This window comes from Plantactinospora sp. CA-294935, assembly GCF_050936445.1.
Lineage (GTDB): Bacteria > Actinomycetota > Actinomycetes > Mycobacteriales > Micromonosporaceae > Plantactinospora.
This window is the reverse complement of the sequence record NZ_JBNJMU010000001.1, coordinates 9897478-9917766: the sequence shown is the minus strand read 5'-3', so window position 1 is coordinate 9917766 and position 20289 is coordinate 9897478. Positions and strand designations below refer to the sequence as shown.

Below are 20289 nucleotides of genomic sequence, written 5' to 3'. Positions count from 1 at the left end.
GACAGCGATGATCTGAGACCATGAGCGCGTCGTTGGTCTATCTCCTGCTCCGCCAGATCCTGCAGATGCTGATCCAGCTCGCCCGTGGCGACGGCGCCAAGGACGTCGAGCTACTCGTGCTGCGCCATCAGGTCGCGGTCCTGCGTCGCCAGATCTACCGCCCCGAGCTGCGTCAGCAGGACCGGTTCGTGCTCGCGGCCCTGTCCCGACTCCTGCCCCGCGAGCGCTGGTCGGCGTTCTTCGTCACCCCCGCCACGCTGCTGCGCTGGCATCGCTAACTGCTGGCCCGGTACTGGACCTACCCGCACGCTCGGGCTGGACGCCCACCAGTCGACCCGCGCCTGCGCGTGCTGATCCTGCGCTTGGCCCGCGAGAACCCAACCTGGGGCCACCGCCGTATCCAGGGCGAAATCGTCCGGCTGGGCCACCACATCGCGCCCAGCACCGTGTGGAAGGTCCTGCACACGGCCGGCATCGACCCCGCTCCCAGACGGTCGGGGTCGACCTGGACGCAATTTCTCACCACTCAGGCCCTGTGCCGTGCCAAAACTCGTCGCACGGTCTGTGAGCTGATGTTTTATCGAGGCGGGCCATGATCTGGTCATGGTGGTGCGGATGCTGTACCTGGCGATGATCCAGGTGTTTGGATGGTTGGCGTGGCTGGTGCGGTCAGACGCGGCGAAGACGGCGGAGCTGCTCGTTCTGCGCCACGAGGTTGCGGTCCTGCGTCGTCAGGTTGGTAAGCCGAACCTGTCCTGGCCGGACCGAGCGGTGTTGTCCGCGCTGGCCAATCTACTGCCCGGCTGGGTGCGTGAGCATCGTCTGGTAACCCCGGCCACCCTGCTGGCATGGCACCGTCGGTTGGTCAAGCGGCGTTGGACGTACCCGAACCAGCCCGGCCGCCCACCGGTTAGCGACGAGATCAAAGAATTGGTCGTGCGGCTGGCCCGGGAGAACCCGGGCTGGGGCCATCGGCGTATCCAGGGTGAGTTGCTCGGGCTGGGGTATCGGGTCGGTGCCGGCACGATCCGGCGCATCTTGTCCCGGGCCCGGCTGGGTCCGGCACCTCGCCGTAGCGACAACAGTTGGCGGCAGTTCCTGCGGACGCAGGCGTGAGGGCTGCTGGCGGCGGACTTCTTCCACGTGGACACCATCGCGTTGCGGCGCCTGTACGTGTTGGTGGTGATGGAGGTGGCCACTCGCCGGGTCCACATCCTCGGGGTCACCACGAACCGGGACTGTACAAATAATGGTTGATCGACCACTCAAGGGAGAGACGCCAGATGACGACCGAGATCACCTCGGGGCAGGAGCCGGCCGCCGGGCCGGTGGATGCGGTCACGGATGAGCAGTTGATCGCGATGCTGGTCGATCGGGCTCGTGGTGACGGGCTGAAGCTGACCGGTGAGGGTGGGCTGTTGCAGCAGTTGACCAAGCAGGTCCTGGAGTCGGCCCTGGACGGTGAGATCACCGACCACGTCGGCTACGACAAGCACGACCCGGCGGGGCGGGGCACCGGCAACAGTCGCAACGGCGGTCGGACCAAGACCGTGCTCACCGACGTCGGACCGGTCGAGGTCCGGGTGCCGCGGGACGCGGCGGGCACCTTCGAGCCGCAGATCGTGCGGAAACGCCAGCGACGCTTGACCGGGGTCGATGACATGGTGCTGTCGTTGTCGGCCAAGGGGCTCACGCACGGAGAGATCGCCGCCCATTTGGCCGAGGTCTACGGCGCCGACGTGTCCAAGCAGACCATCTCCACCATCACCGACAAGGTCATGGACGGGATGGCCGAGTGGCAGAACCGCCCCCTCGACCCCGGGCGGTTTCTACCGGTGGTGTTCATCGATGCCATCGTGCGCCGCGAGGCGCTGCTGAACCGAGTGGAGGGGGGAGACCTTCACCGCGTGGCCGTCGCAGCGGTCGCGTGAAGCTGGGGGCAGCCTGATCCGGGGGACGCCGGGGAGGGTGGGGAGCAGCCCCGACAACGACGGGACGTGCCGGTACTGCCAGACGGTACGGGTCCGGCTAGCGAGACGAGAAGGTGTACTGACAGGAACCAGTGTTGACGTTCCGTAAGCGATGTGCCGGCTCGAATCTGGTGGATATGGGCCGGGTTGCAGTGCGCGACCGCTCGTGGTGCAGGGTGGTCGACTCCGGGGTCGACTGATAGCGCCGGGTCCGGAGGCCATGGTGAAGGTCTGCGGCGTAACCATGGCGATGCTGCCGGGATAACAGCTGGGCACCTCCCTTGTCGATCGGTCAGCAGTGAACGTGGGAACCATCCTCGGTCGCCCTCTTACCGCCCGTCCGGGGCGGTGACGGGCAGGCTCGTCGCCGGTTGATGGCCGTGGGGTGGGGCGGAGGTCTCGTAGTAGTCCGAGGTCGGGAAAGCCGACCGCATGGCGAAGGGGACCAGCAAGTCAGCAGCGAGGAGAGTGGAATGTCAGGAGAGCCGCCGGTGAACACCGGCGCACCGGTGTCGGTCTGGCCCTTACCTGGGTCGGCCGAGCTTCGGGTACTGAAGATCCAAACCAAACTGCACCAGTGGGCGGTGAGCGATCCTCATCGCCGGTTCGACGACCTGTTCAACCTCGTCACCGACCCGGCCTTCCTGATGGAGGCGTGGGCCCGGGTGCGGGGCAACAAGGGAGCCCGATCCGCCGGGGTGGATGGCCAGACCGCCTACTCGGTGGAGAAGGAACGCGGCACCGAGGCGTTCCTGCGTGACGTGCGGGAGCAGTTGCGCTCGCGCACGTTCCGGCCGTTGCCGGTCAAGGAACGGATGATCCCGAAACCGGGCAGCCGCACGAAGCGGCGCCTGGGGATCCCGACTGTGACCGACCGGGTCGTGCAGGCCTCCCTGAAGCTGGTGTTGGAGCCGATCTTCGAGGCGGACTTCGAGCCGTGTTCCTACGGCTTCCGCCCGAACCGGCGGGCGCATGACGCGGTCGCGGAGACCCGTCACCTCACCTCCCACCCACGAAACTACGAGTGGATCGTGGAAGGCGACATCACTGCCTGCTTCGACGAGATCAATCACACGGCCCTGATGGACCGGGTGCGCCGACGCGTCGGAGACAAGCGGATCCTCGCCCTGGTGAAGGCGTTCCTCAAAGCAGGCATCCTCAACAAGGATGAAGGCTTACGCGAGTCGAGCACCGGTACCCCGCAGGGCGGGATCTTGTCGCCGTTGCTGTCGAACATTGCCCTGTCGATCCTCGACGAGCACTTCACAGGGCAGTGGAACAGCTGGACCCAATGGGACCGCGAACAACGACGCCGCAAAGGGCTCGGGACCTGGAGGTTTGTCCGCTACGCGGACGACTTCCTGATCCTCGTCCGCGGCGAACGTCAGCACGCGGAGACCTTGCGGGAACAGACGGCGACGCTGCTTACTCCGATGGGGCTGCGCCTGTCGGAGGCCAAGACGCTGATCACGCACATCGACGATGGTTTCGACTTCCTCGGCTGGCGCATCCAGCGTCACCGTCGCAAGGGAGACACCCGGCAATTCGTCTACAACTACCCGTCGAAGAAGGCGTTGGCCTCCATCACCGGGAAGATCAAGGCGATCTGCCATCAGGACTTGAACCTGGACCTGGCCAAGGTGCTGCACCAGCTCAATCGGGTGCTGCGCGGCTGGACCGCCTACTTCCGGCCTGGCGTGTCGTTTCAGACGTTCGGCTACCTGCGGGCGTTCGCCTGGCGTCAGGTCATGATCAGACTCCGGCGCAAACACCGGAAGAAGATCAGATGGAAGGAACTCCGCCGCCGTTACTGCGACGGCGGCTGGTGGCCCAGAGACGGCGAGGTGACGCTCTGGAACCCAACGGATGCGGGCACTACCCGCTACCCATACCGGGGAACCAGAATTCCGAGCCCATGGCCAACCGCAGCATAAGGATCGCGTCCCAGCCCGCCGGGACCTGTGGAGAGCCGGATGCGGTGAGAGCCGCACGTCCGGTTCGGGAGGCGGGCCGCAGAAACGGACCGGCCGAAAGACCGGCACCGCGCTGCGGCCCGACCTCACAACGTCAAGATCAGGGATGGTCAGGTCGCGAACCGGCCGATCTACCTCGCGATGGCGGTCACCGTCGACGGCCACCGCGACATCCTGGGCATCTGGGACCGGTGACGGCGGTGAGGGCGCCAAGCACTGGTTGCATGTGCTGACCGAGCTGAAGAACCGAGGCGTGTCGGATGTGCTCATGCTCGTCTGCGACGGCCTCAAGGGCCTGCCCGAGGCCGTGGAGACGGTCTGGCCTCGCGCCATCGTGCAGACGTGTGTGGTGCACCTGCTGCGCAACTCGTTCCGGCACGCGGCCCGGCAGGACTGGGACAAGATCGCACGAGCGCTCAAGCCGGTCTACACCGCACCCACGGAGGACGCCGCGACCGAACGGTTCATGGAGTTCGCCGACGCCTGGGGGCGCAGGTATCCGGCGATCGTCAAGCTGTGGTCCGATGCCTGGGCCGAGTTCGTGCCCTTCCTCGCCTTCGACATCGAGATCCGCAAGGTCATCTGCAGCACGGATGAAATCGTCAAGTCTTCGCCCGGGCTTTCGCAGGATTGTGTGGTTGCCAGTGCGCGACGAGGATCTCGTAGGCGTGCTCGGCCTGTTCGGCGGCGGCTGTCTCCGCGGCGCGTCGTTGCTTGTCGTTGTAGGCCGCGCCGGGTGTGCGGTGGTTGCCGCGCCGTGACGGTGCTCCAGTGGCCAGTTCGAGCTTGCGTCGCTTGTGCGCGACCAGGCCGGGGCGGGCGAAGGCGTAGTCCTGGTCCTTGGTCACCAGGTGCCAGGCCAGGGCGGTCATCTTCCGGGCCGTGGCGACCACAGCGGTCGGGAACCCGCGTCGGGCTTTGATGCGCTGGAAGAAGGCGCGCAACGGGCCGGGAGCGCGGGAGGCGGACCAGGCGGCTTCGACCAGGACGCCACGCACGTGCGCCCGTCCGGCCTTGCTGATCCGGCCGTGCACCGGCGCCGAGTTGCCGGACTGGCGCACCTTCGGGTTGAGCCCGACATAGGCGACGAGCTTGTCCGCGTCGTCGAAACGGGTGAAGTCGCCCACTGCTGCGACGATGGAGATCGCCGCGATCGCGTCGATGCCGGGAATGGTCATCAGCCGAGCGACGACCGGGTCGGCGAACGCCTCGATTGCGAGTTCTTTGTCGACCACGGCGAGTTCCTCGCCGTGGAAGTCCAACTGTCGCAGCAACGCACACACGCTGGAAGACTCGTCGGCTGGTAGCGGCTGTCGGGACAACCAGTGCCGTCCGGTCTTGCCGAACAGGTCGGACACCGGTGGTGTCGGTGCGAGGTTGCGGGCCAGGATCGCGTGGACCTGGTTCTTGATCCTGGTGCGCTGGCGCACCAGGTGAGCGCGGCGGGTCACCTGCCGGCGCAGGCTACGGATCCGCTCGTCGGGCAGCCACACCGGCGGCAGGAAATCCGCCGCCAGCAGCTGCGCCAGAATCCGGGCGTCGACCTTGTCGGTCTTGACCTTCGCCTCCGCGATCGCCCGGGTCTTCGACGGGTTCGACACCACCACCCTGCCGACAAGGGGCGTCAACAGAGTCGCGATCGCGTCGCTGTTACCAGTCGCCTCCAAAGCGACCTGATCATCATCGCGCAGGCCGGCGGCCCACTGCCGCAGCGCCTCCGGCGTCACGCCGATGCGGCCCTCGTCACGCACGAGGCCGTCCTCGACGACCGCCAGCTGCGCGAACTCGCGGTGCACGTCCATGCCGATATACAGCGGTTGAATGGCTGGGGTCTGGTCCGGTCGATCGGATGTGATCAACCACTATGGACGTCCGGTCGGTGTCGATCTATACCTGGGGTGTGAGGTACGCCGATAGTGGTGGCCTGTCCGCTGCGGGACGGGCCAAGCGGGAACAGGTACGGATGCAGGCCGCGCGGTTGTTCGCCGTCGATGTGCCAGTGACGCAGGTCGCGGCCCGGTTGCGGGTGTCGACGAAGTCGGTCTACCAGTGGCGGCGTCGTTGGCGTGCGGGTGGGATGACCGCCCTGGCCTCGACCGGGCCGGGTGGAAACGTCTCCCGACTCTCGCCGGATCAGGTTCTGCGGCTACGCGCCGAGTTGGACCTCGACCCGGCCGCGCACGGCTGGACCGAGGACCAACGCTGGACCCTGGCCCGGGTCGCCACCCTGATCGGCCGGCTGTTCCACGTCTCCTACACCCTGCGCGGCGTGTCCTACCTGCTGCACCGCATGGGCTACACCCCGCAGGTACCCACACACCGGGCCGTCCAGCGGGATGAGGACGCGATCGCCGAATGGCGGGCCACCACCTGGGCCAAGGTACGAGGCTAGCGGCGGCGACCGGAGCGTGGATCGTCTTCGAGGACGAGGCCGGACAGACCCTGCGCCCGCCCAGGGCCCGTACCTGGGCCCGTCGTGGACACACTCCCATCGCGCGGGTGTCGGGCAAGGGCTCGGGCCGGGTCTCGATCGCCGGACTGATCGCCTACAAGCCCGGCCAGCGCGGCCACGTCTTCTACCGCCTGCGTGTTCACCGCAACCGTAGGGGCGAGCGCCGCAGCCTGTCCGAGGACGACTACGCCACCCTGATCACCGCCGCGCACCACCGGCTCCACGCCCCGATCATCCTGATCTGGGACGGAGTCAACACCCACACCAGCACGGCGATGCGCCAACTCACCGCCACCCGCCACCGGTGGCTGACCGTGGTCCAGCTACCCGCGTACGCACCCGACCCCAACCCCGTCGAGGGCCTGTGGTCAACGATAAAGGCCAGCCTGGGCAACCTCACCGTCGACGGCGTGGATCACCTCGCCGCGATCATCCGCAACCGGCTCAAGCGCGTTCAGTACCGACCCGACCTGATCCCCGGCTTCCTCACCCAGACCGGACTCAACCTCGAACCGGAACCGCTATGACCGAAACAGACCCCAGACTTTCAACCGCTGTAGCCTCGTACCTTGGCCCAGGTGGTGGCCCGCCATTCGGCGATCGCGTCCTCATTCCGCTGCACGGCCCGGTGTGTGGGTACCTGCGGGGTGTAGCCCATGCGGTGCAGCAGGTAGGACACGCCGCGCAGGGTGTAGGAGACGTGGAACAGCCGGCCGATCAGGGTGGCGACCCGGGCCAGGGTCCACCGCTGGTCCTCGGTCCAGCCGTGCGCGGCCGGGTCGAGGTCCAACTCGGCGCGTAGCCGCAGAACCTGATCCGGCGAGAGTCGGGAGACGTTTCCACCCGGCCCGGTCGAGGCCAGGGCGGTCATCCCACCCGCACGCCAACGACGCCGCCACTGGTAGACCGACTTCGTCGACACCCGCAACCGGGCCGCGACCTGCGTCACTGGCACATCGACGGCGAACAACCGCGCGGCCTGCATCCGTACCTGCTCCCGCTTGGCCCGTCCCGCAGCGGACAGGCCACCACTATCGGCGTACCTCACACCCCAGGTATAGATCGACACCGACCGGACGTCCATAGTGGTTGATCACAGGCGATCGACCGGACCAGACCCCAGCCATTCAACCGCTGTAGCGGTCGCCACCGCATCCTCCCATCCAGCGGCATCAGCGCCGTCGATCCACCCATGGGCGTACCGCTCCATGCGCCAGACGCTCCGGTCCCATGTCCGGGCTGCTTCTATCGTTGCGGGATCGCGCCGGCTTCATCAGAGCGTCGGTTAATAGGCGTCCCGTACCAGATGCAGGTACGCACGCTGGGCGTAGTTGGCCGAGACGTCGGCGCTACACCTATCATCCGTTATCGGCGTGAACAGTAGTGCGGGCTATATCACCATCTATGAGCCTTTTCCAAGCTGATCTTGCAGCTCAAGGTAGGTGCAGGCGGACCGGAGAGCGATGAAGACGAGGCTCCAGGTAGGACAACAGTCGACCAAAACCCGATGCCCCTACCGGGAGCCTCGCCTGTGCTGTCTTACCCGTCCACGATCTCGTTGTCCAGCCGCACCCTGAACCACCTCGCCGACCGCATCCGCAGCCACCGTAAGCAGCAACAATCCCGGTGGCGGCGCCTCGACCCGGGACGGCAGGCCCTGCCGTTGCGTGCCGACCGTGAGATCACCCTTTTAAGATCACCCGTGTCGTCCAGGATCAACACAGCGTCCGGGTCGCCCAGCGTGTCGACCACGTATCCGCGCACCGCCTCGGCGTCCCACACCGCCTCGCTCAACAGCCGCTGCATTGCGTGCGGCATCGCCACGTCCCAATAGACGCGCAGCGGAGTAGGTGGTCGTTGAGGGCTTCTGCGGGAGTTTGCCATCCGAGTGTCTTGCGGGGGCGGCTGTTGAGCGTGTGAGCGACGGCCGCCACCCTGCCGACGACACGGTGCGGGCGGGATCAACGGCTCCGCGATTTCCCACAGATCATCCGGCGCCCACGTACGAATCATGACCTCGTGCACGGAAGCAGATCATGCCCGAGCCCGACAGCCCTCCAAATGAGACACGCCTTTGGTCAGGCGCTGATCCCAGCCGGCCTGATGGTCGTGCGGGCAGTCTCGGCGGCGGCTACCTCGAGCGCGGTGCGGACGAATGCCGCGACCATGCGGGATCGCGTTGCGGCGCGCCACGCCACCATCACGGTGTACGGGCTGGCGTCGGCGACCGGCCGGTAGGTGATGTCGTCGCGGTCGTTGGCGGTGGCCAGGGATCGGGGGATCAGCGCGACCGCCTTGCCGAGCGCGACAACTTCGAGCAGCTGCGCAGGGTCGGCGACCACCGGGGCGTCTGGGCGGCAGCGGACGGCGGCGCCGGGGATCTGGTCGAGGCCGGCCCAGTAGGCCCGCTCCCGGTCGCTGGCTTCGGGCCACTGCGGCACCGGCCACGGCCATAGGTCGGCGCAGCGCAGCCCGGCGCGGCCGGCCAGCTCGTGACCGGCCGGGAGGGCGGCGACGCGTGGTTCCGTGGTGAGCGGTTCCAGTTCGAGGCCGTGCTCGGCGCAGGGTGAGCTGAGCAGCGCTACGTCGGCCCGGCCGTCGCGGACCATATCGGCCTGCTCCCGGTAGCCGCTGATCAGGATGTCCAACGGCGGCAGGCCCGGCTGCCGGGAATAGGCGGCCGCGATCTGTTGGAGCAGCCCGGTGGCGAGGCCGGGTTTAGCGGTAGCGACCAGTGTCGGCTCCGGCTGTCCGGCTCGGCGGGTGCGTGCGGTCAGGGCGGTCACGGCGGTGAGGACGGCCGTCGCCTCCTCCCGCAGCGCCTCCGCGGCCGGGGTGGGCTCGACCCGGTGGGTGTCGCGGGTGAACAGCCGCACGCCGAGCTTGCGCTCCAGCCCGGCGATGGCTCGGGACAGTGGCGGCTGGGCGATGCCGAGCCGTTGCGCGGCACGGGAGAAGTTGAGCTCCTCAGCGACGGCCATGAAGTAGCGAAGCTCGCGGATCTCGACGTCGCTCATACCCGCTGAGTATAACGAGCTACCTGATTGATCTTTCTTCCCGCGACCTCGGCCCGGCTAAATCGAAGGACCACCGACTGCGAGGGAGAAGCATGATGGCACGCCTACTCACCGACGCACGGCCGGCCGTGACCGACACCGGTCTGCTCGCGCTACGGCTCGCCGTCGCCGCGGTGTTCATCGCCCACGGCGCCGGTGACGTCTTCGACGCGGGCGTCTCCAACAACGTGCGCAACTACGCCGACGCGGGCATTCCCGTGCCGGAGCTGGCCGCACCGTTTGCCGCCTACATCCAGCTGTTCGGCGGGATGCTGTTCGTCGTCGGCGCCCTCGTCCGCCCGCTGGCGGCGGGCTTCATCGTGGTCATGGCCGGCGCGCTGTTGTTCGTGCACCGCGGCGAAGGGCTGGTCATGGGCCAGGACGGCAGCGGTTCGGGGTACGCGTTCATGATGGGCGTAGCCTCGCTCACGCTGCTGCTGCTCGGGCCCGGCCGGTTCAGCCTGGACGCGCTGCTGGTGCGCTGGCGGGACCGCTCGGCCGGCGTTGCGCGGTCTGTGCGGGCCAGCCGTGCCTGACCGGATGCGGGCGCGCGCCGCCGCGGTGACCGCGCTGGTCCTCGCCGTCGTCGGCTGCACCGGCGGCGATCCGGGTGCCGCGCCGACGGGCGGCGCCTCCCAGCCGGCGGCGACCGGCTCGTCCGCGCCTCCGCTGGACGCGCTACGCGCCGGCGGGTTGGTCATCGTCTTCCGGCATGCCGCCACCGACCAGTCCCGACCGGACCGGGGGCCGGTCGACCTCGCCGACTGCGCGACCCAGCGCAACCTCTCCGACGCCGGCCGGGCCGACGCGCGAGCGATCGGCGCTGCCTTCCAGGATCTCGGCATCCCGGTCGGCACGGTGTGGACCAGCCCGTATTGCCGGGCGCGGGACACCGCGCAGCTCGCGTTCGGGCGCGGTGAGATGTTACCCGGCCTGGAACGCCTCTACCCCGGGCGGGACCAGGCGGCCGACCGGCGTACCGGCGACCTGATCCGCCAGCACGCACCAGCCGCCGGACAACCGAACCTGGTCCTCGCCGCCCACGGCGTCTACCCCAGTGTGCTGTCCCCGCCGGTCACCCTTGCCGAGGGCGAGGCCGCCGTGTACTCCGTAACCGGCGACCAGGTCCGGCTGCTCGGCAGGGTGCTGCCCCGGCAGTGGCCTTCGCTGGCGGCGACGGCGAGCGCTTCGGGCGAGCAGACGACGGCGGACCGCGTCCTCGATTCCGTCGTACTCATCCATGCCGCCAATGGGCGGACCGGCACCGGATTCCGCGTCGCCGTGCCCGGCCTCATCGTCACCGCAGCCTCCGTCATAGCCAGCAACGACACGATGCGCGTCGTGCTCCGAGACGGCACCGAGCGTTCCGCACGCGTCCTCGGCCGCTCCTCCGAGTACGACGTAGCGGCCCTCCAGGTCGACGACGTCGGCCTGCCCGCGCTCTACTCCGGATCCGGGCTCGCCGACGCCGGGGTCGGCAACCGCGTACTGCCGGCCCGCAGCCCACCAGAGTGGACGGTCGTCACCGCACTGGAGGCGCGCGCCGTACGGATCGCCGCCACGCTGTCCCCGGAGGCGATCGGCGCACCGCTGGTGGACCGAGACGGTCAGGTGCTCGGGATGATCACCAGCGCCTCCTCTGCGCTGCCGGTCGGCCTGACCCGCCAGGAGGCGCTGCGCCTGGCTGGACGCTCATAGCTGTCCTCGCCCCGGAACATGCCTCGATAACGAAATGGAAGGAAGATCGTCCGTGAGCCAAGAGAAGATCCAGCGGCGTTCAGTGCTGGGCGCCACCGCTGCCCTCGGCGCCACCGCCGGCCTCGCCGCTGTCCCCGGCGTGCCGGCGGCAGCCTCGGCACCATCGGTCGCGTCCGGCACCGGCAAAGTCGTCCTGATCACCGGCACCAGCAGCGGATTCGGCAACCTGACCGCGCTAACCCTCGCCAGGGCCGGGTATCGGGTATACGCGTCCATGCGCGGCACCGCCAGCGCGAACGCGGCACCCGCCCGCGCGCTGCGCGACGTCGCGCGCCGCGAGCGGCTCGCACTCGAGGTAGTCGATATCGACGTGCGCGACGACCGGTCGGTCGAGGAGGGTGTCCGCCGGGTACGCCAGCGCGCCGGCCGCATCGACGTGCTGGTCAACAACGCCGGCATGTTCCACCCAGCGGTGCTGGAGACTCAGACGATCGCCGACGTGCGGAACATCTTCGACACCAACCTCTACGGCCACCTGCGGATGAACCGCGCCGTCCTGCCCACGATGCGGGCTCAGCGGGACGGCCTCGTCATCCAGGTCACTACCGCGCTGGGACGATTCGTGTTCCCGTTCCTCGGCGCCTATTGCGGCGCCAAGTGGGCGCTGGAGGCCATGACCGAGATCACCCGGTACGAGGTCTCCCAACTCGGTGTCGACGTGATCATCGTCGAGCCGGGCGCCTACTCGACCGACTTCGTAGACCCCAACGGCGTCGGGTACTACCGGCAGTACCTTCGGCACCTCAGCCCGGACAACACCCGCCGTCGCGCCGAGTACGGCGAACTGGCGCAGCGGGCCGAGTCGCACCTGATCGAGGACTCCACCGCCGATCCGCAGGAGATCGCGGACACCATCGCGACCGTCGTGCGGACCCCGCGCGGCCAGCGCCCGGCCCGCGTACTCGGACCCGGCGTGCACGACTTCATCGGCGAACTGCACGAGGCGGCCACCCGCGTCCAAGCGGGCATCATGGCAGCCTCCGGCTTCGGCGATCTGACCACCGCCCCGTGAACGAGCGGCCCGGACCTCGTTGCCTGCGGGTGGTCCGGGCCGCTCCATATCTCTGCCGTGGTCAGGACTTGACTGCCGTGTTGTTGTAGGCGGCGCGGGATGCGGTGATCAGCGTCGCGCCGAGGTTCGCCGCCTGCTGAGGGGTGAGCCGGATCGTGGTGCGGTCCCAGCAGCCCGACAGCAATCATGCGGCCAGGTGTCGGACCGCGTTGTGGTTCATCCCGTTGAGCTTGCTCATGTCGGCGGTGGGCTGTTCCGGGTTGTCGATGGCCAGCGTCACCGATGGCGGCTCGTCGCCGTACCCGTCGGGGAGGTTGAACGCCTCGATGTTGACCGTTGCCGTCTTGATGTCGTTGGCATCGTCGATGTGGTGGCCGTACACGGCGGCCACGCGCCGGCCGTGCAGGCGGACGCCGTCTTCGGTGCGGCAGTTCCCCTCGCACCACACCGGGCACTGCGGCTCGGCCATGAACCGTTCGAAGACCCAGTCGCAGGTACTGACGTGTGGCTCTGTCCTCCGTGGGATCGTTGAATGGCGTCGTGCTCCTGTCGCTCGGCTAGCTGATTCTTTGTTAGGTACTCCAGTTGATCATCCTGGTGGCCTGCGGTGGGCACGCCAACGGGGTCGAGGGTTGTTGTGCTGCGGCACCAGGTCGCGGTGCTGCGTCGGCGGGTGCGTCGGCCGATCTGGAGCCGGCTGACCGGGCGGTGCAGGCCTGGCTGCCGAGGCTGTTGCCGCGGACGCGGTTGGTCGACGTCCTTCGCCACCCGGTCATGTTGGGGCGTTGGCATCGCAAGCTGCCGCGCGGCGGTGGACGTGCTCGGGCGGCGGGGTCGTCCGCCTCACGGCCGAGGTCCGCGAGTTGGTGCTGGGCTGGCTCGGGACAAGCCGGCCTGGGGTGTCGGCGCGTACAGGGGAAGTTGGCTGGCCTGGGCTACCGGTTCGCGGCCAGCACGGTCTGGTCGATCGTGATCAGGGGTGGGGGTGGGGCGGCGCCGCGACGGGTGGGGGACCGACCTGGACCGAGTTCTTCACCGTGCAGGTCAAAGGCATCCGGTCCTACGATGTCATGCGTGTGGACACCATCAGTCTGAGCCGCGTCTATGTGCTGTTCCTGATGGAGATCGTGACCCGGCGAGTCTACCTGCTGGGCACCACCACGAGCGTGATCGGTGAGTGGGTGGCGTAGCGCAGCCGGACCAGCCGCAAGGGCGGTCAACTACTAACGCGGGCTCGCAGCCCATCGAGCAAGAACGGCCTGCCCCGGTCGGTGGTCTGCAGGCACAGTGGCAGCTCCGGCGGCCGTTCTGAGGCCGATAATCGGTGGGCGCGAGTGTGGTTGGCGGGGGAGCAGATTGGGAGCATTGCTGTGCTCCCAATGGCGCTGAATCTCGCTTAACGGTTCTGACCTGCGATTATCGTTTACCGCCCGACCTGCGCCCCTTTCGTCGTTGCTGGTCAGCGCGTTGCCGGGCGTTCCTTGACACGGAAGAGGTCACTGGTTCAAACCAAGTATCGACAGCCAGCTATATAAGCAGGTCAAACGGCTCGTTATCGGATCTTCGGTAACGGGCCGTTTCGGATCCTGGCCCTTACTCGGGGAGCATCCGGGGAGCACGCCCGCTCCCCGGCGGTGACCACTTCCGTTAACCGATTGTCCGCTCCACGGCTGCGCACTTCCTAGTCAGAAATGTTGTCACGCGCCGCCGGGTCGGGTTCGGGGAGCATGTTGCTCCCACCGGGCCTGTAGTCCGTCCACGAGACGTTGCTCGACGATGGCGCTGACGTGGCTGTAGATCCCCCGGACGCCGGGTAGGCGGTGACCCAACCGCTTGGCTTGGGCGACCTGGGGCCAAGGGCCGCCCGCTCAAGGCGCCACCACCGGTCGCCGGGACGCCGGTGACCCGCTGGGTGCGGCCCGCCTTGTTCGATGCCGGGTCCCGCACCTACCGCTACAGCAGCATCGATCTGAGGACCCAGCCGCCGCCGGACAACCCGTGGCTCGCCTGGGGGCTGCACCTGGCGCATACCATCGCCGAGGCGCGAGGCTGGCCGGGAACGGTTCGCCGCTCGATGCAACGCGTGCTGGTGATGCTGCTCGCCGGACACCAAGGCGGAGAACGGATCCGGGTCAGCGACTTCCAGCGGATTGCCACCCGGCGCGGCACCGACGTCGACTACGTGGTCGAGATCCTCACCCTCATGGACGTCGTGGACGATGACCGTCCGGCCGCTCTGGAGGGCTGGCTGACCAGGAAACTCGACGGGTTACCGGAGGTGTGGCGACGCGATCTGCAACGCCTGGTCCGTTGTACTGCGCGACGGAACGGCCAGAACGCGGGCGCGCAGCCTCGCCACCGTGCGGACCTACGTCTCCGCCGCATTGCTGGCCGTCGCGGCCTGGTCGGCCCGGTACGCCCATTTGCGGGAAGTCGTCCGCGAGGACGTCGTGGCCTACCTGTGCACCCTGCACGGCGAGGCACGGCGGACGGCCCTGAGCGCGCTACGGTCGCTGTTCGGCTGGGCCAGACGCACGGGCACGATCTTCCGGAACCCGACCATGCGCATCCAAGGGCCACGCCGGGAACATCCGATCTGGCAGCCGCTGACGGGAGTCGAGATCGACGCCGCCATCGACGCCGCCGACACCGTGCAGGCCCGCGTGTTCGTCGCCCTGACCGCTATCCACGCGGCCCGCCCCATTCAGATCCGGGCGATGCAGCTGGTCGACCTCGACCTGGCGGGACGGTCGCTGACCATCGGCGGCAACACCCGTCCGCTCGATGACCTGACCTACCGGGTACTGCTGGAATGGCTCGAACACCGACGCCGCACCTGGCCCCGGACCGCGAACCCGCACCTGCTGATCAACAAGATCACCGCGCTGCGGCTCGGACCGGTCGGCCATACCTGGATCCTGAACCTGCGGCGACTTCCGGCCACGCTCGAGCGGCTACGTATCGACCGCCAGCTGGAGGAGGCCCTCGCGACCGGCGGCGATCCGCTGCATCTGGTCAAGGTCTTCGCGATCAGCGAGCGCGCTGCCGTGCGGTATGCCGCCAACGCCCAGGCGCTGCTTCAACCCGAACCCACGCCGCCTGCCGACCGACGGCTGCAGGAATGAGACCGGCGCCTTCCGTGCCTTCTCCGCTGACCGCCGGCGGCCCGCCCACCAGCGTTCGACCCGGAGCGGTTCAAACAACGCAACATCGCCGAACGCGCGGTCAGCAAGCTCAAACAGTTCCGCGCCGTGGCCACCCGCTACGACAACCGCCCCTTCATATACCTGGTGTCGGCGTACTCGCTGCAGTGCAGAGCCGATGACCCTGCGGTGTGCGACGTTGAGCAGCAGCCGGCCGCTGTCGAACTGGATGCCGTGGCCGGGGCCGGGGCTGTCCAGCGTCCAGCCGTAGTCGAAGTGCGTGAACAGGTGCGACAGGCCGCGCGGCGGGCCCCAGGTGACGCCGGCGTCCGTGCTGGAGACGACGAACATCTCGGCGCTGTCGGCCGAGCACCCGGTGTTGTCCGGCAGCCGCTCGCCCAGGTTGTAGAACAGGAACAGCTCGCCGGTCGTACGGTCGACGACGAACGCCGGGTTGCCCCACGAGGCGCCGTCGACCGAGGCCACGACCGTCTGCGTCGGGGTCCAGGTCGCGCCGCCGTCGGTGCTGCGGCGGACCAGCAGGTCCCGCGGGCCCGCGTCGCACACCTCGTGGCGGCCCTCGGTGGCCACGACGACGGTGTCGTCGGGAAGCACTGCCAGGCCGTGGACGTGGTAGTTGACGTGCGGGTCCACCTCCGAGTCCCAGAGTGTGGTCTCGGCGTACCACGCCTGTGTCGACTGCCCCGCGAACGCCGCGCCGGTCAGCGCGTGCGGTGCCGTCACGGCCGCGGCACCGGCGACGAGTCCCTTGGCGAACGTGCGTCTGCTGATCATCGCGTGCCTCCGAGCGGCTCGATCGCGGACTGATACGTAACAAGTAGCGTCACTGTAGGGGCCTGATCATGGCCGCAACAAGGGGTCCTGTTGCCGGCACATGACGGAAAGCCGGGCGCCGAGGTTTCGGAAACGGTGGTTCAGGGGCTCTTGTCGAGGTGGCGGCGCGTCAATACGATGCCGTGTCTATACGTATCACCTCGAGCGAAGCCAACGTTCCGGAAGGGCAGGACCATGTCCGAGCGCACCAACCGTCGCGCGTTGTTACTGGCAGGTGGCGCGGCGCTGGGAGCGGCTGCAGCCGTCGCACCGTGGCAGGCGACCCCCGCCGCTGCCGACGTGCCCGACGGCGTCGTCACCCCGCAGCAGTTCGGTGCCCTGGCTGACGGGGTCCACGACGACACCGCCGCCATCCAGCAGGCCATCGACTCCCAGCGGGACACGCCCGGCCATCCGTTCGTGTTGTTCCCGCCGGGCACATACAAGATCACCCGCACCATCGTCGTCCCCGACCTCACCAACGAGCCGTACAACCGGATCCAGCTCCGCGGCTACGGCACGATGGGCAACCGCGCGTCCACCATCAAGCAGGCCCACGCCGGCGTGGGTATGCACATCCAGAGCTCGCTGGCCGCCATCCACGGCCTGTGCTTCGAGGCGACCGTCGACCTCGACCAGGTCGGGCTGCGGTTCTCCGGCGTCGCGAACACTGACGACATGGACGGCGCGATCCTGGACTGCACGTTCATCCAGTTCGACACCGCGATCCAGCTCGTCGGCCGCGGCCTGTACTTCTCCCGCAACCTCGTCGCGCAGTGCGCCACCGGCATCAGCCTCTCCTGGCCCACCGGCAACACCGGCGGCGACGGCGCTGTCCACCACCCGCCGTACGGGCTGCGGAAGTGGCTCATCACCGACAACCACTTCCACACCGTCCAGGACGCCATCGTCACCACCCCCACCAGCAACGGGGAGTACCGCAGCGCGATCATCCAGGGCAACCTGCTCGACATCGGTCGCCGGCTGTTCCGGGGCAGCCTGACCAACTCCACCATCAGCGGTAACGTCGTGGAACATGCCGAGGGCGACGCCGCGATCATCACCATCACCAGCGGCGGCCACAACCTCACCATCGCCGACAACGTCCTCGGCGGTTTCGAGCCGCCCGTCACCCGCAGCGCCGGCGCCATCACGTTCGCCAGCGGCTTCACCCCGCGCAACGTCACCATCAGCGGAAACAGCTTCAACTGGACGCAACAGACGGCGGTCCGGTTCCTCGCCGGCGCCAGCCGGGTCACCATCGCCAACAACACGTTCGACAACTGGCACATGGGCATCGACGCTCTCGGCGCGGCGATCCGAGTGGTCGGCACCGCCACCGATGCCACCGTCATCGGCAACGTCTTCTCGCCCGACGCCACCAACCGGGCGCCGATCCGCGTCGACACGCTGACCAGGTCACACGTCATCGGCAACACGTACGCGCAGCCGAACCTGGTCGCGGTCACCACGGTGAACGACTCGCAGATCCAGACCACGCCCGGCAAGTTCAACCAGCTCGAGGTCACCCACGCGGGCGCCGACGGCAGGATCCGGGTCATCAACAGCATGGGCACGATCGCTGCGGGCGGAAAGTACGGCTCGTTCCTGGCGGCGGGTCACCCCGGCACCGCCGGGAACAAGGGCGGCATCCGGGTGGTCGCGGTCAACGGCGTCGGATCCGCCGCCACCGAGTTGTTGTGCGCGACCAACACCAGCAACGAAGTGGTCGCCATCACCGCGAACGCCACCGGCCTGATCCCACCCGCCGACAACCTGCGGGACCTGGGCGCCGCCGACAAGCGGATGCGGGCGGTGTACACCCACCAGCTGGCGCTGGCCGAGCAAGCCCCGACCGAGCTGCCGAAGGCCACCGACAACGTCGGCGGTCTCGTTCTCATCAAGGACCCGAAGACCGGCAAGCGCACCCTGGCACTCTCCGACGGCGAGGCCTGGCACGCGGTCCCCCTGGGCGACAAACTCTGACCACGACGACGATCCGGCTCACTCCCGACGACCCGCAACCGGTCTGGCGGGGAGCGCTGGCATGGACGGTGACGGACGACCGGTGGCAGCCGTGGCGGTTGCCACCGGCCCGGCTCGCCACCGCCCACGCCCTCGGGCTCGGCGGGCGGGCGCGCATGGCCGCCGGTGTCCGTGCGGTCGGGCGCACCGACGCTGCCGCGCTCGAACTTGAGACGTTCGCTGCCGACGAGGACGTGACATCGCTGGACGTCGTCGTGGACGGTGACCTGTGGCGGCGGGTGCCGCTGGCGGCGGGAGCGTCGACGAGCCACGTCGACCTGCTGCCCGGCACCAAGGTGGTGGAGGTCTGGCTGCCCGAGTTCGGCGAGCTCCGGATCGGACCCCTTGTCCTGCACCGTGCGACCGGTGCTGCCGCTGTCGCGGGGGACGGCTTGCGCTGGATCACCTATGGAAGCTCGATCACACAGTGCCGGACGGCCGCAGGCTCGAGCGAGACCTGGCCCGCCCTCGTCGCCCGGCGCCTCGGCTGGGACCTGACCTGCCTCGGGTTCGCCGGGGAGTGTCACCTGGATCCCGTTGCGGCGCAAGCAATCGCGCGGACACCGGCGGATCTGGTGTCGCTGTGCCTCGGGATCAACATCTACGGCCTCGCCAGCTTCGGCCGCAGAACCCTTGCCGGACGGGTTTCCGGCTTCATCCAGGCGATCCGCGACGCCCACCCGGGAGTGCCGATCGCCGTCATGTCGCCGATCGCCTCGCCGCACCGGGAACGGCGACCCAACGCAACGGGCATGACGCTAGACGATCTATTCCAAGGGTCAGTGGTCGTGGGTCTGTCAAGTTGTCGGACAGTCCCATCGGCTGAGTACGCCGAGGCGAACGGTCATGCGCGTAGCGCCGTGTCGGCAGCGTGGACCTGATGTAGCAGCGGCTGGCCCGCGACGAAGCGACCGACTTCGTCTACTACCAGCCGACCGACGCGGCGCCGCTCGAGTCCGATACTGCCGGCGATGTGTGGGGTGAGCACTACGTTGGGCAGCGTATAGAGCGGCGAGCCCGGTTCGGGTGGCTCGGGATGGGTCACGTCGAGGAGTGCGAAAACGTCCTGACGCCGGTGCAGGACCCGGATCAGCGCGGGTTCATCCAGCACCGCACCGCGTGCGGTGTTGATGATTGTGGCACCCTCGGGCATCGAGGCGAGCAGTTCCTCGGTGATCAGTCCCGAGGTCTGTGGCAGAGACGGCGTGTGCACAGTGATCACGTCGGCGCGGTGAAACAGCTCGTCGATTCCCACGAGTTCGACGCCGAGAACGGCCGCACTCGCGGCGTCTACGTACGGGTCGGCGGCAAGCACGTGCACGTCGAGTGCGGACAGCCGTTGGGCCACCAGGCGGCCGATCAGGCCGAGTGACAGTATGCCGACCGTCGAGCCGAACGTGCCGGGCGCCGCCGGCTGGGATGGGAACCGGCCGAGCCGGCGTACCGCGCGTTCGAAGCGGTGGGCGTGCTTGAGCGCCAGCGTCACCTGCGCGAATGTGAACTCGGCGACTGGCACGGCGTTGGCGGCGGCGGCCGACACGATCTGGATGCCGGCGGCCCAGAACTCGTCGGTGACGATCGGCCGCACCGATCCACCGCCGTAGAAGACCGCACGGAGCCTGGTCGCGTGGGAGAGCAGAGTGCGGTCCAGGCGGGGGCCGCCCCAACCGGTGACGAGCAGCTCGACGTCGGCCAGTAGCGCCGGTCGCGTGCTGACCTGCTCAACCGTCGCGTCCGGGCCGGCCCAGCGGACCAGGCGGTCCAGGTGGGCACGTTCCTCCGGTCCGTATACGTCGTCGACCAGGTCGCGCGGCATGACCAGCAGGGCCGACGGACGGTGCGCCGCGTCGGCGAGCACCGGTGACGAGGCTCGGGGTGATGGGGACAACGCACAGCTCCTTCGTGATCGGCCAGGCTGAGTGGGGAAGGACCCGGAAGTACCGACGCGAGTCATCGCCGGCGTGCCGGCACCACGGTTTGGTGCGCCGCCGTATGTGTGAGCGGCGCACCAACCCTCGTGCTTTGCGCAGAAACAGCCGGCGATCGAGTCGAGCGCGACGGGGCAG

Annotated in this window: 18 protein-coding genes and 5 pseudogenes; 16 read left to right on the top strand and 7 right to left on the bottom strand. The window is 68.5% G+C overall.

What is annotated here, in order from left to right:
- Positions 1 to 20: 20 nt before the first annotated feature.
- The 6 genes and pseudogenes from ACQEVC_RS42995 to ACQEVC_RS42970 all read left to right on the top strand — a co-directional run.
- Complete coding sequence (locus ACQEVC_RS42995) at positions 21 to 278, top strand: hypothetical protein (protein WP_432889945.1); 258 nt, start codon at positions 21 to 23, stop codon at positions 276 to 278.
- A complete protein-coding gene (locus ACQEVC_RS42990) occupies positions 279 to 596 on the top strand; it encodes a helix-turn-helix domain-containing protein (protein ID WP_432892030.1) in 318 nt (105 codons plus the stop codon). It abuts the gene before it with no gap.
- A gap of 7 nt (positions 597 to 603) precedes the next feature.
- Positions 604 to 1116 (top strand): helix-turn-helix domain-containing protein, encoded by a 513-nt coding sequence (locus ACQEVC_RS42985; RefSeq protein WP_432889943.1) that lies wholly within the window; start codon positions 604 to 606, stop codon positions 1114 to 1116.
- Positions 1117 to 1361: 245 nt separating this feature from the next.
- Positions 1362 to 1859 (top strand): annotated as a pseudogene (locus ACQEVC_RS42980) (transposase); the annotation flags it as partial.
- 602 nt (positions 1860 to 2461) lie between these two features.
- Positions 2462 to 3904 (top strand): group II intron reverse transcriptase/maturase, encoded by a 1443-nt coding sequence (gene ltrA, locus ACQEVC_RS42975; protein ID WP_432889941.1) that lies wholly within the window; start codon positions 2462 to 2464, stop codon positions 3902 to 3904.
- A gap of 75 nt (positions 3905 to 3979) precedes the next feature.
- Positions 3980 to 4544, top strand: a pseudogene (locus tag ACQEVC_RS42970) (IS256 family transposase); the annotation flags it as partial.
- 1 nt (position 4545) lies between these two features.
- Here the strand turns inward: ACQEVC_RS42970 and ACQEVC_RS42965 are convergent.
- Positions 4546 to 5802, bottom strand: a complete 1257-nt coding sequence (locus tag ACQEVC_RS42965; RefSeq protein ID WP_432889939.1) for an IS110 family transposase — start codon at positions 5800 to 5802, stop codon at positions 4546 to 4548.
- A gap of 41 nt (positions 5803 to 5843) precedes the next feature.
- On the opposite strand from ACQEVC_RS42965, the gene ACQEVC_RS42960 reads away from it, so the two are divergent.
- Positions 5844 to 6335 (top strand): winged helix-turn-helix domain-containing protein, encoded by a 492-nt coding sequence (locus ACQEVC_RS42960; protein WP_432874577.1) that lies wholly within the window; start codon positions 5844 to 5846, stop codon positions 6333 to 6335.
- Positions 6299 to 6922: a transposase gene (locus ACQEVC_RS42955; RefSeq protein WP_432874580.1), complete on the top strand. Its 624-nt coding sequence runs from the start codon at positions 6299 to 6301 to the stop codon at positions 6920 to 6922. The genes ACQEVC_RS42960 and ACQEVC_RS42955 overlap by 37 nt, the downstream gene beginning before the upstream one ends.
- Before the next feature lie 20 nt (positions 6923 to 6942).
- Here ACQEVC_RS42955 and ACQEVC_RS42950 read toward each other — a convergent pair whose 3' ends face one another.
- Positions 6943 to 7443, bottom strand: coding sequence for a winged helix-turn-helix domain-containing protein (locus ACQEVC_RS42950; RefSeq protein ID WP_432889937.1), 501 nt, complete (start codon positions 7441 to 7443; stop codon positions 6943 to 6945).
- 483 nt (positions 7444 to 7926) lie between these two features.
- Between ACQEVC_RS42950 and ACQEVC_RS42945 the strand changes: the two are divergent.
- Positions 7927 to 8055: pseudogene (locus ACQEVC_RS42945) on the top strand (IS5/IS1182 family transposase); the annotation flags it as partial.
- Here the strand turns inward: ACQEVC_RS42945 and ACQEVC_RS42940 are convergent.
- Both ACQEVC_RS42940 and ACQEVC_RS42935 read right to left on the bottom strand, forming a co-directional pair.
- A pseudogene (locus ACQEVC_RS42940) lies at positions 8032 to 8210 on the bottom strand (IS701 family transposase); the annotation flags it as partial. The pseudogenes ACQEVC_RS42945 and ACQEVC_RS42940 overlap by 24 nt on opposite strands.
- Positions 8211 to 8473: 263 nt before the next feature.
- Entirely contained in the window at positions 8474 to 9412 is a 939-nt protein-coding gene (locus ACQEVC_RS42935) for a LysR family transcriptional regulator (RefSeq protein ID WP_432889935.1), read from the bottom strand.
- Between the two features lie 128 nt (positions 9413 to 9540).
- Here ACQEVC_RS42935 and ACQEVC_RS42930 point away from each other — a divergent pair, with 128 nt between their 5' ends.
- From ACQEVC_RS42930 to ACQEVC_RS42920, 3 genes are read left to right on the top strand one after another with little or no spacing between them, the layout of a single operon-like run.
- Complete coding sequence (locus ACQEVC_RS42930; RefSeq protein ID WP_432889933.1) at positions 9541 to 9987, top strand: DoxX family protein; 447 nt, start codon at positions 9541 to 9543, stop codon at positions 9985 to 9987.
- A 4-nt stretch (positions 9988 to 9991) separates the two neighbouring features.
- Complete coding sequence (locus ACQEVC_RS42925; RefSeq protein ID WP_432889931.1) at positions 9992 to 11149, top strand: trypsin-like peptidase domain-containing protein; 1158 nt, start codon at positions 9992 to 9994, stop codon at positions 11147 to 11149.
- Between the two features lie 52 nt (positions 11150 to 11201).
- On the top strand, positions 11202 to 12221 hold the full coding sequence (locus tag ACQEVC_RS42920) for an SDR family oxidoreductase (RefSeq protein WP_432889929.1): 1020 nt from the start codon (positions 11202 to 11204) through the stop codon (positions 12219 to 12221).
- 184 nt (positions 12222 to 12405) lie between these two features.
- Here ACQEVC_RS42920 and ACQEVC_RS42915 read toward each other — a convergent pair whose 3' ends face one another.
- Positions 12406 to 12690 (bottom strand): hypothetical protein, encoded by a 285-nt coding sequence (locus ACQEVC_RS42915; RefSeq protein WP_432889927.1) that lies wholly within the window; start codon positions 12688 to 12690, stop codon positions 12406 to 12408.
- A 316-nt stretch (positions 12691 to 13006) separates the two neighbouring features.
- On the opposite strand from ACQEVC_RS42915, the gene ACQEVC_RS42910 reads away from it, so the two are divergent.
- The gene (locus ACQEVC_RS42910) at positions 13007 to 13411 is read left to right on the top strand and encodes a hypothetical protein (protein WP_432889925.1); all 405 of its coding nucleotides are present in this window, start codon (positions 13007 to 13009) and stop codon (positions 13409 to 13411) included.
- A 1170-nt stretch (positions 13412 to 14581) separates the two neighbouring features.
- Positions 14582 to 14698, top strand: a pseudogene (locus tag ACQEVC_RS42905) (hypothetical protein); the annotation flags it as partial.
- Positions 14699 to 15175: 477 nt separating this feature from the next.
- Here the strand turns inward: ACQEVC_RS42905 and ACQEVC_RS42900 are convergent.
- Positions 15176 to 16159 carry a sialidase family protein gene (locus ACQEVC_RS42900; protein WP_432889923.1) on the bottom strand — a complete coding sequence of 328 codons (984 nt, stop codon included), beginning with the start codon at positions 16157 to 16159 and terminating at the stop codon, positions 15176 to 15178.
- A 234-nt stretch (positions 16160 to 16393) separates the two neighbouring features.
- Between ACQEVC_RS42900 and ACQEVC_RS42895 the strand changes: the two genes are divergently transcribed.
- Both ACQEVC_RS42895 and ACQEVC_RS42890 read left to right on the top strand, forming a co-directional pair.
- Positions 16394 to 18184 carry a glycosyl hydrolase family 28-related protein gene (locus ACQEVC_RS42895; RefSeq protein ID WP_432889921.1) on the top strand — a complete coding sequence of 597 codons (1791 nt, stop codon included), beginning with the start codon at positions 16394 to 16396 and terminating at the stop codon, positions 18182 to 18184.
- A complete protein-coding gene (locus ACQEVC_RS42890) occupies positions 18151 to 19104 on the top strand; it encodes an SGNH/GDSL hydrolase family protein (RefSeq protein WP_432892027.1) in 954 nt (317 codons plus the stop codon). Before ACQEVC_RS42895 ends, ACQEVC_RS42890 begins: the two co-directional genes overlap by 34 nt.
- Here the strand turns inward: ACQEVC_RS42890 and ACQEVC_RS42885 are convergent.
- The gene (locus ACQEVC_RS42885; RefSeq protein ID WP_432889919.1) at positions 19068 to 20081 is read right to left on the bottom strand and encodes a hydroxyacid dehydrogenase; all 1014 of its coding nucleotides are present in this window, start codon (positions 20079 to 20081) and stop codon (positions 19068 to 19070) included. The genes ACQEVC_RS42890 and ACQEVC_RS42885 overlap by 37 nt on opposite strands.
- Positions 20082 to 20289 lie beyond the last annotated feature (208 nt).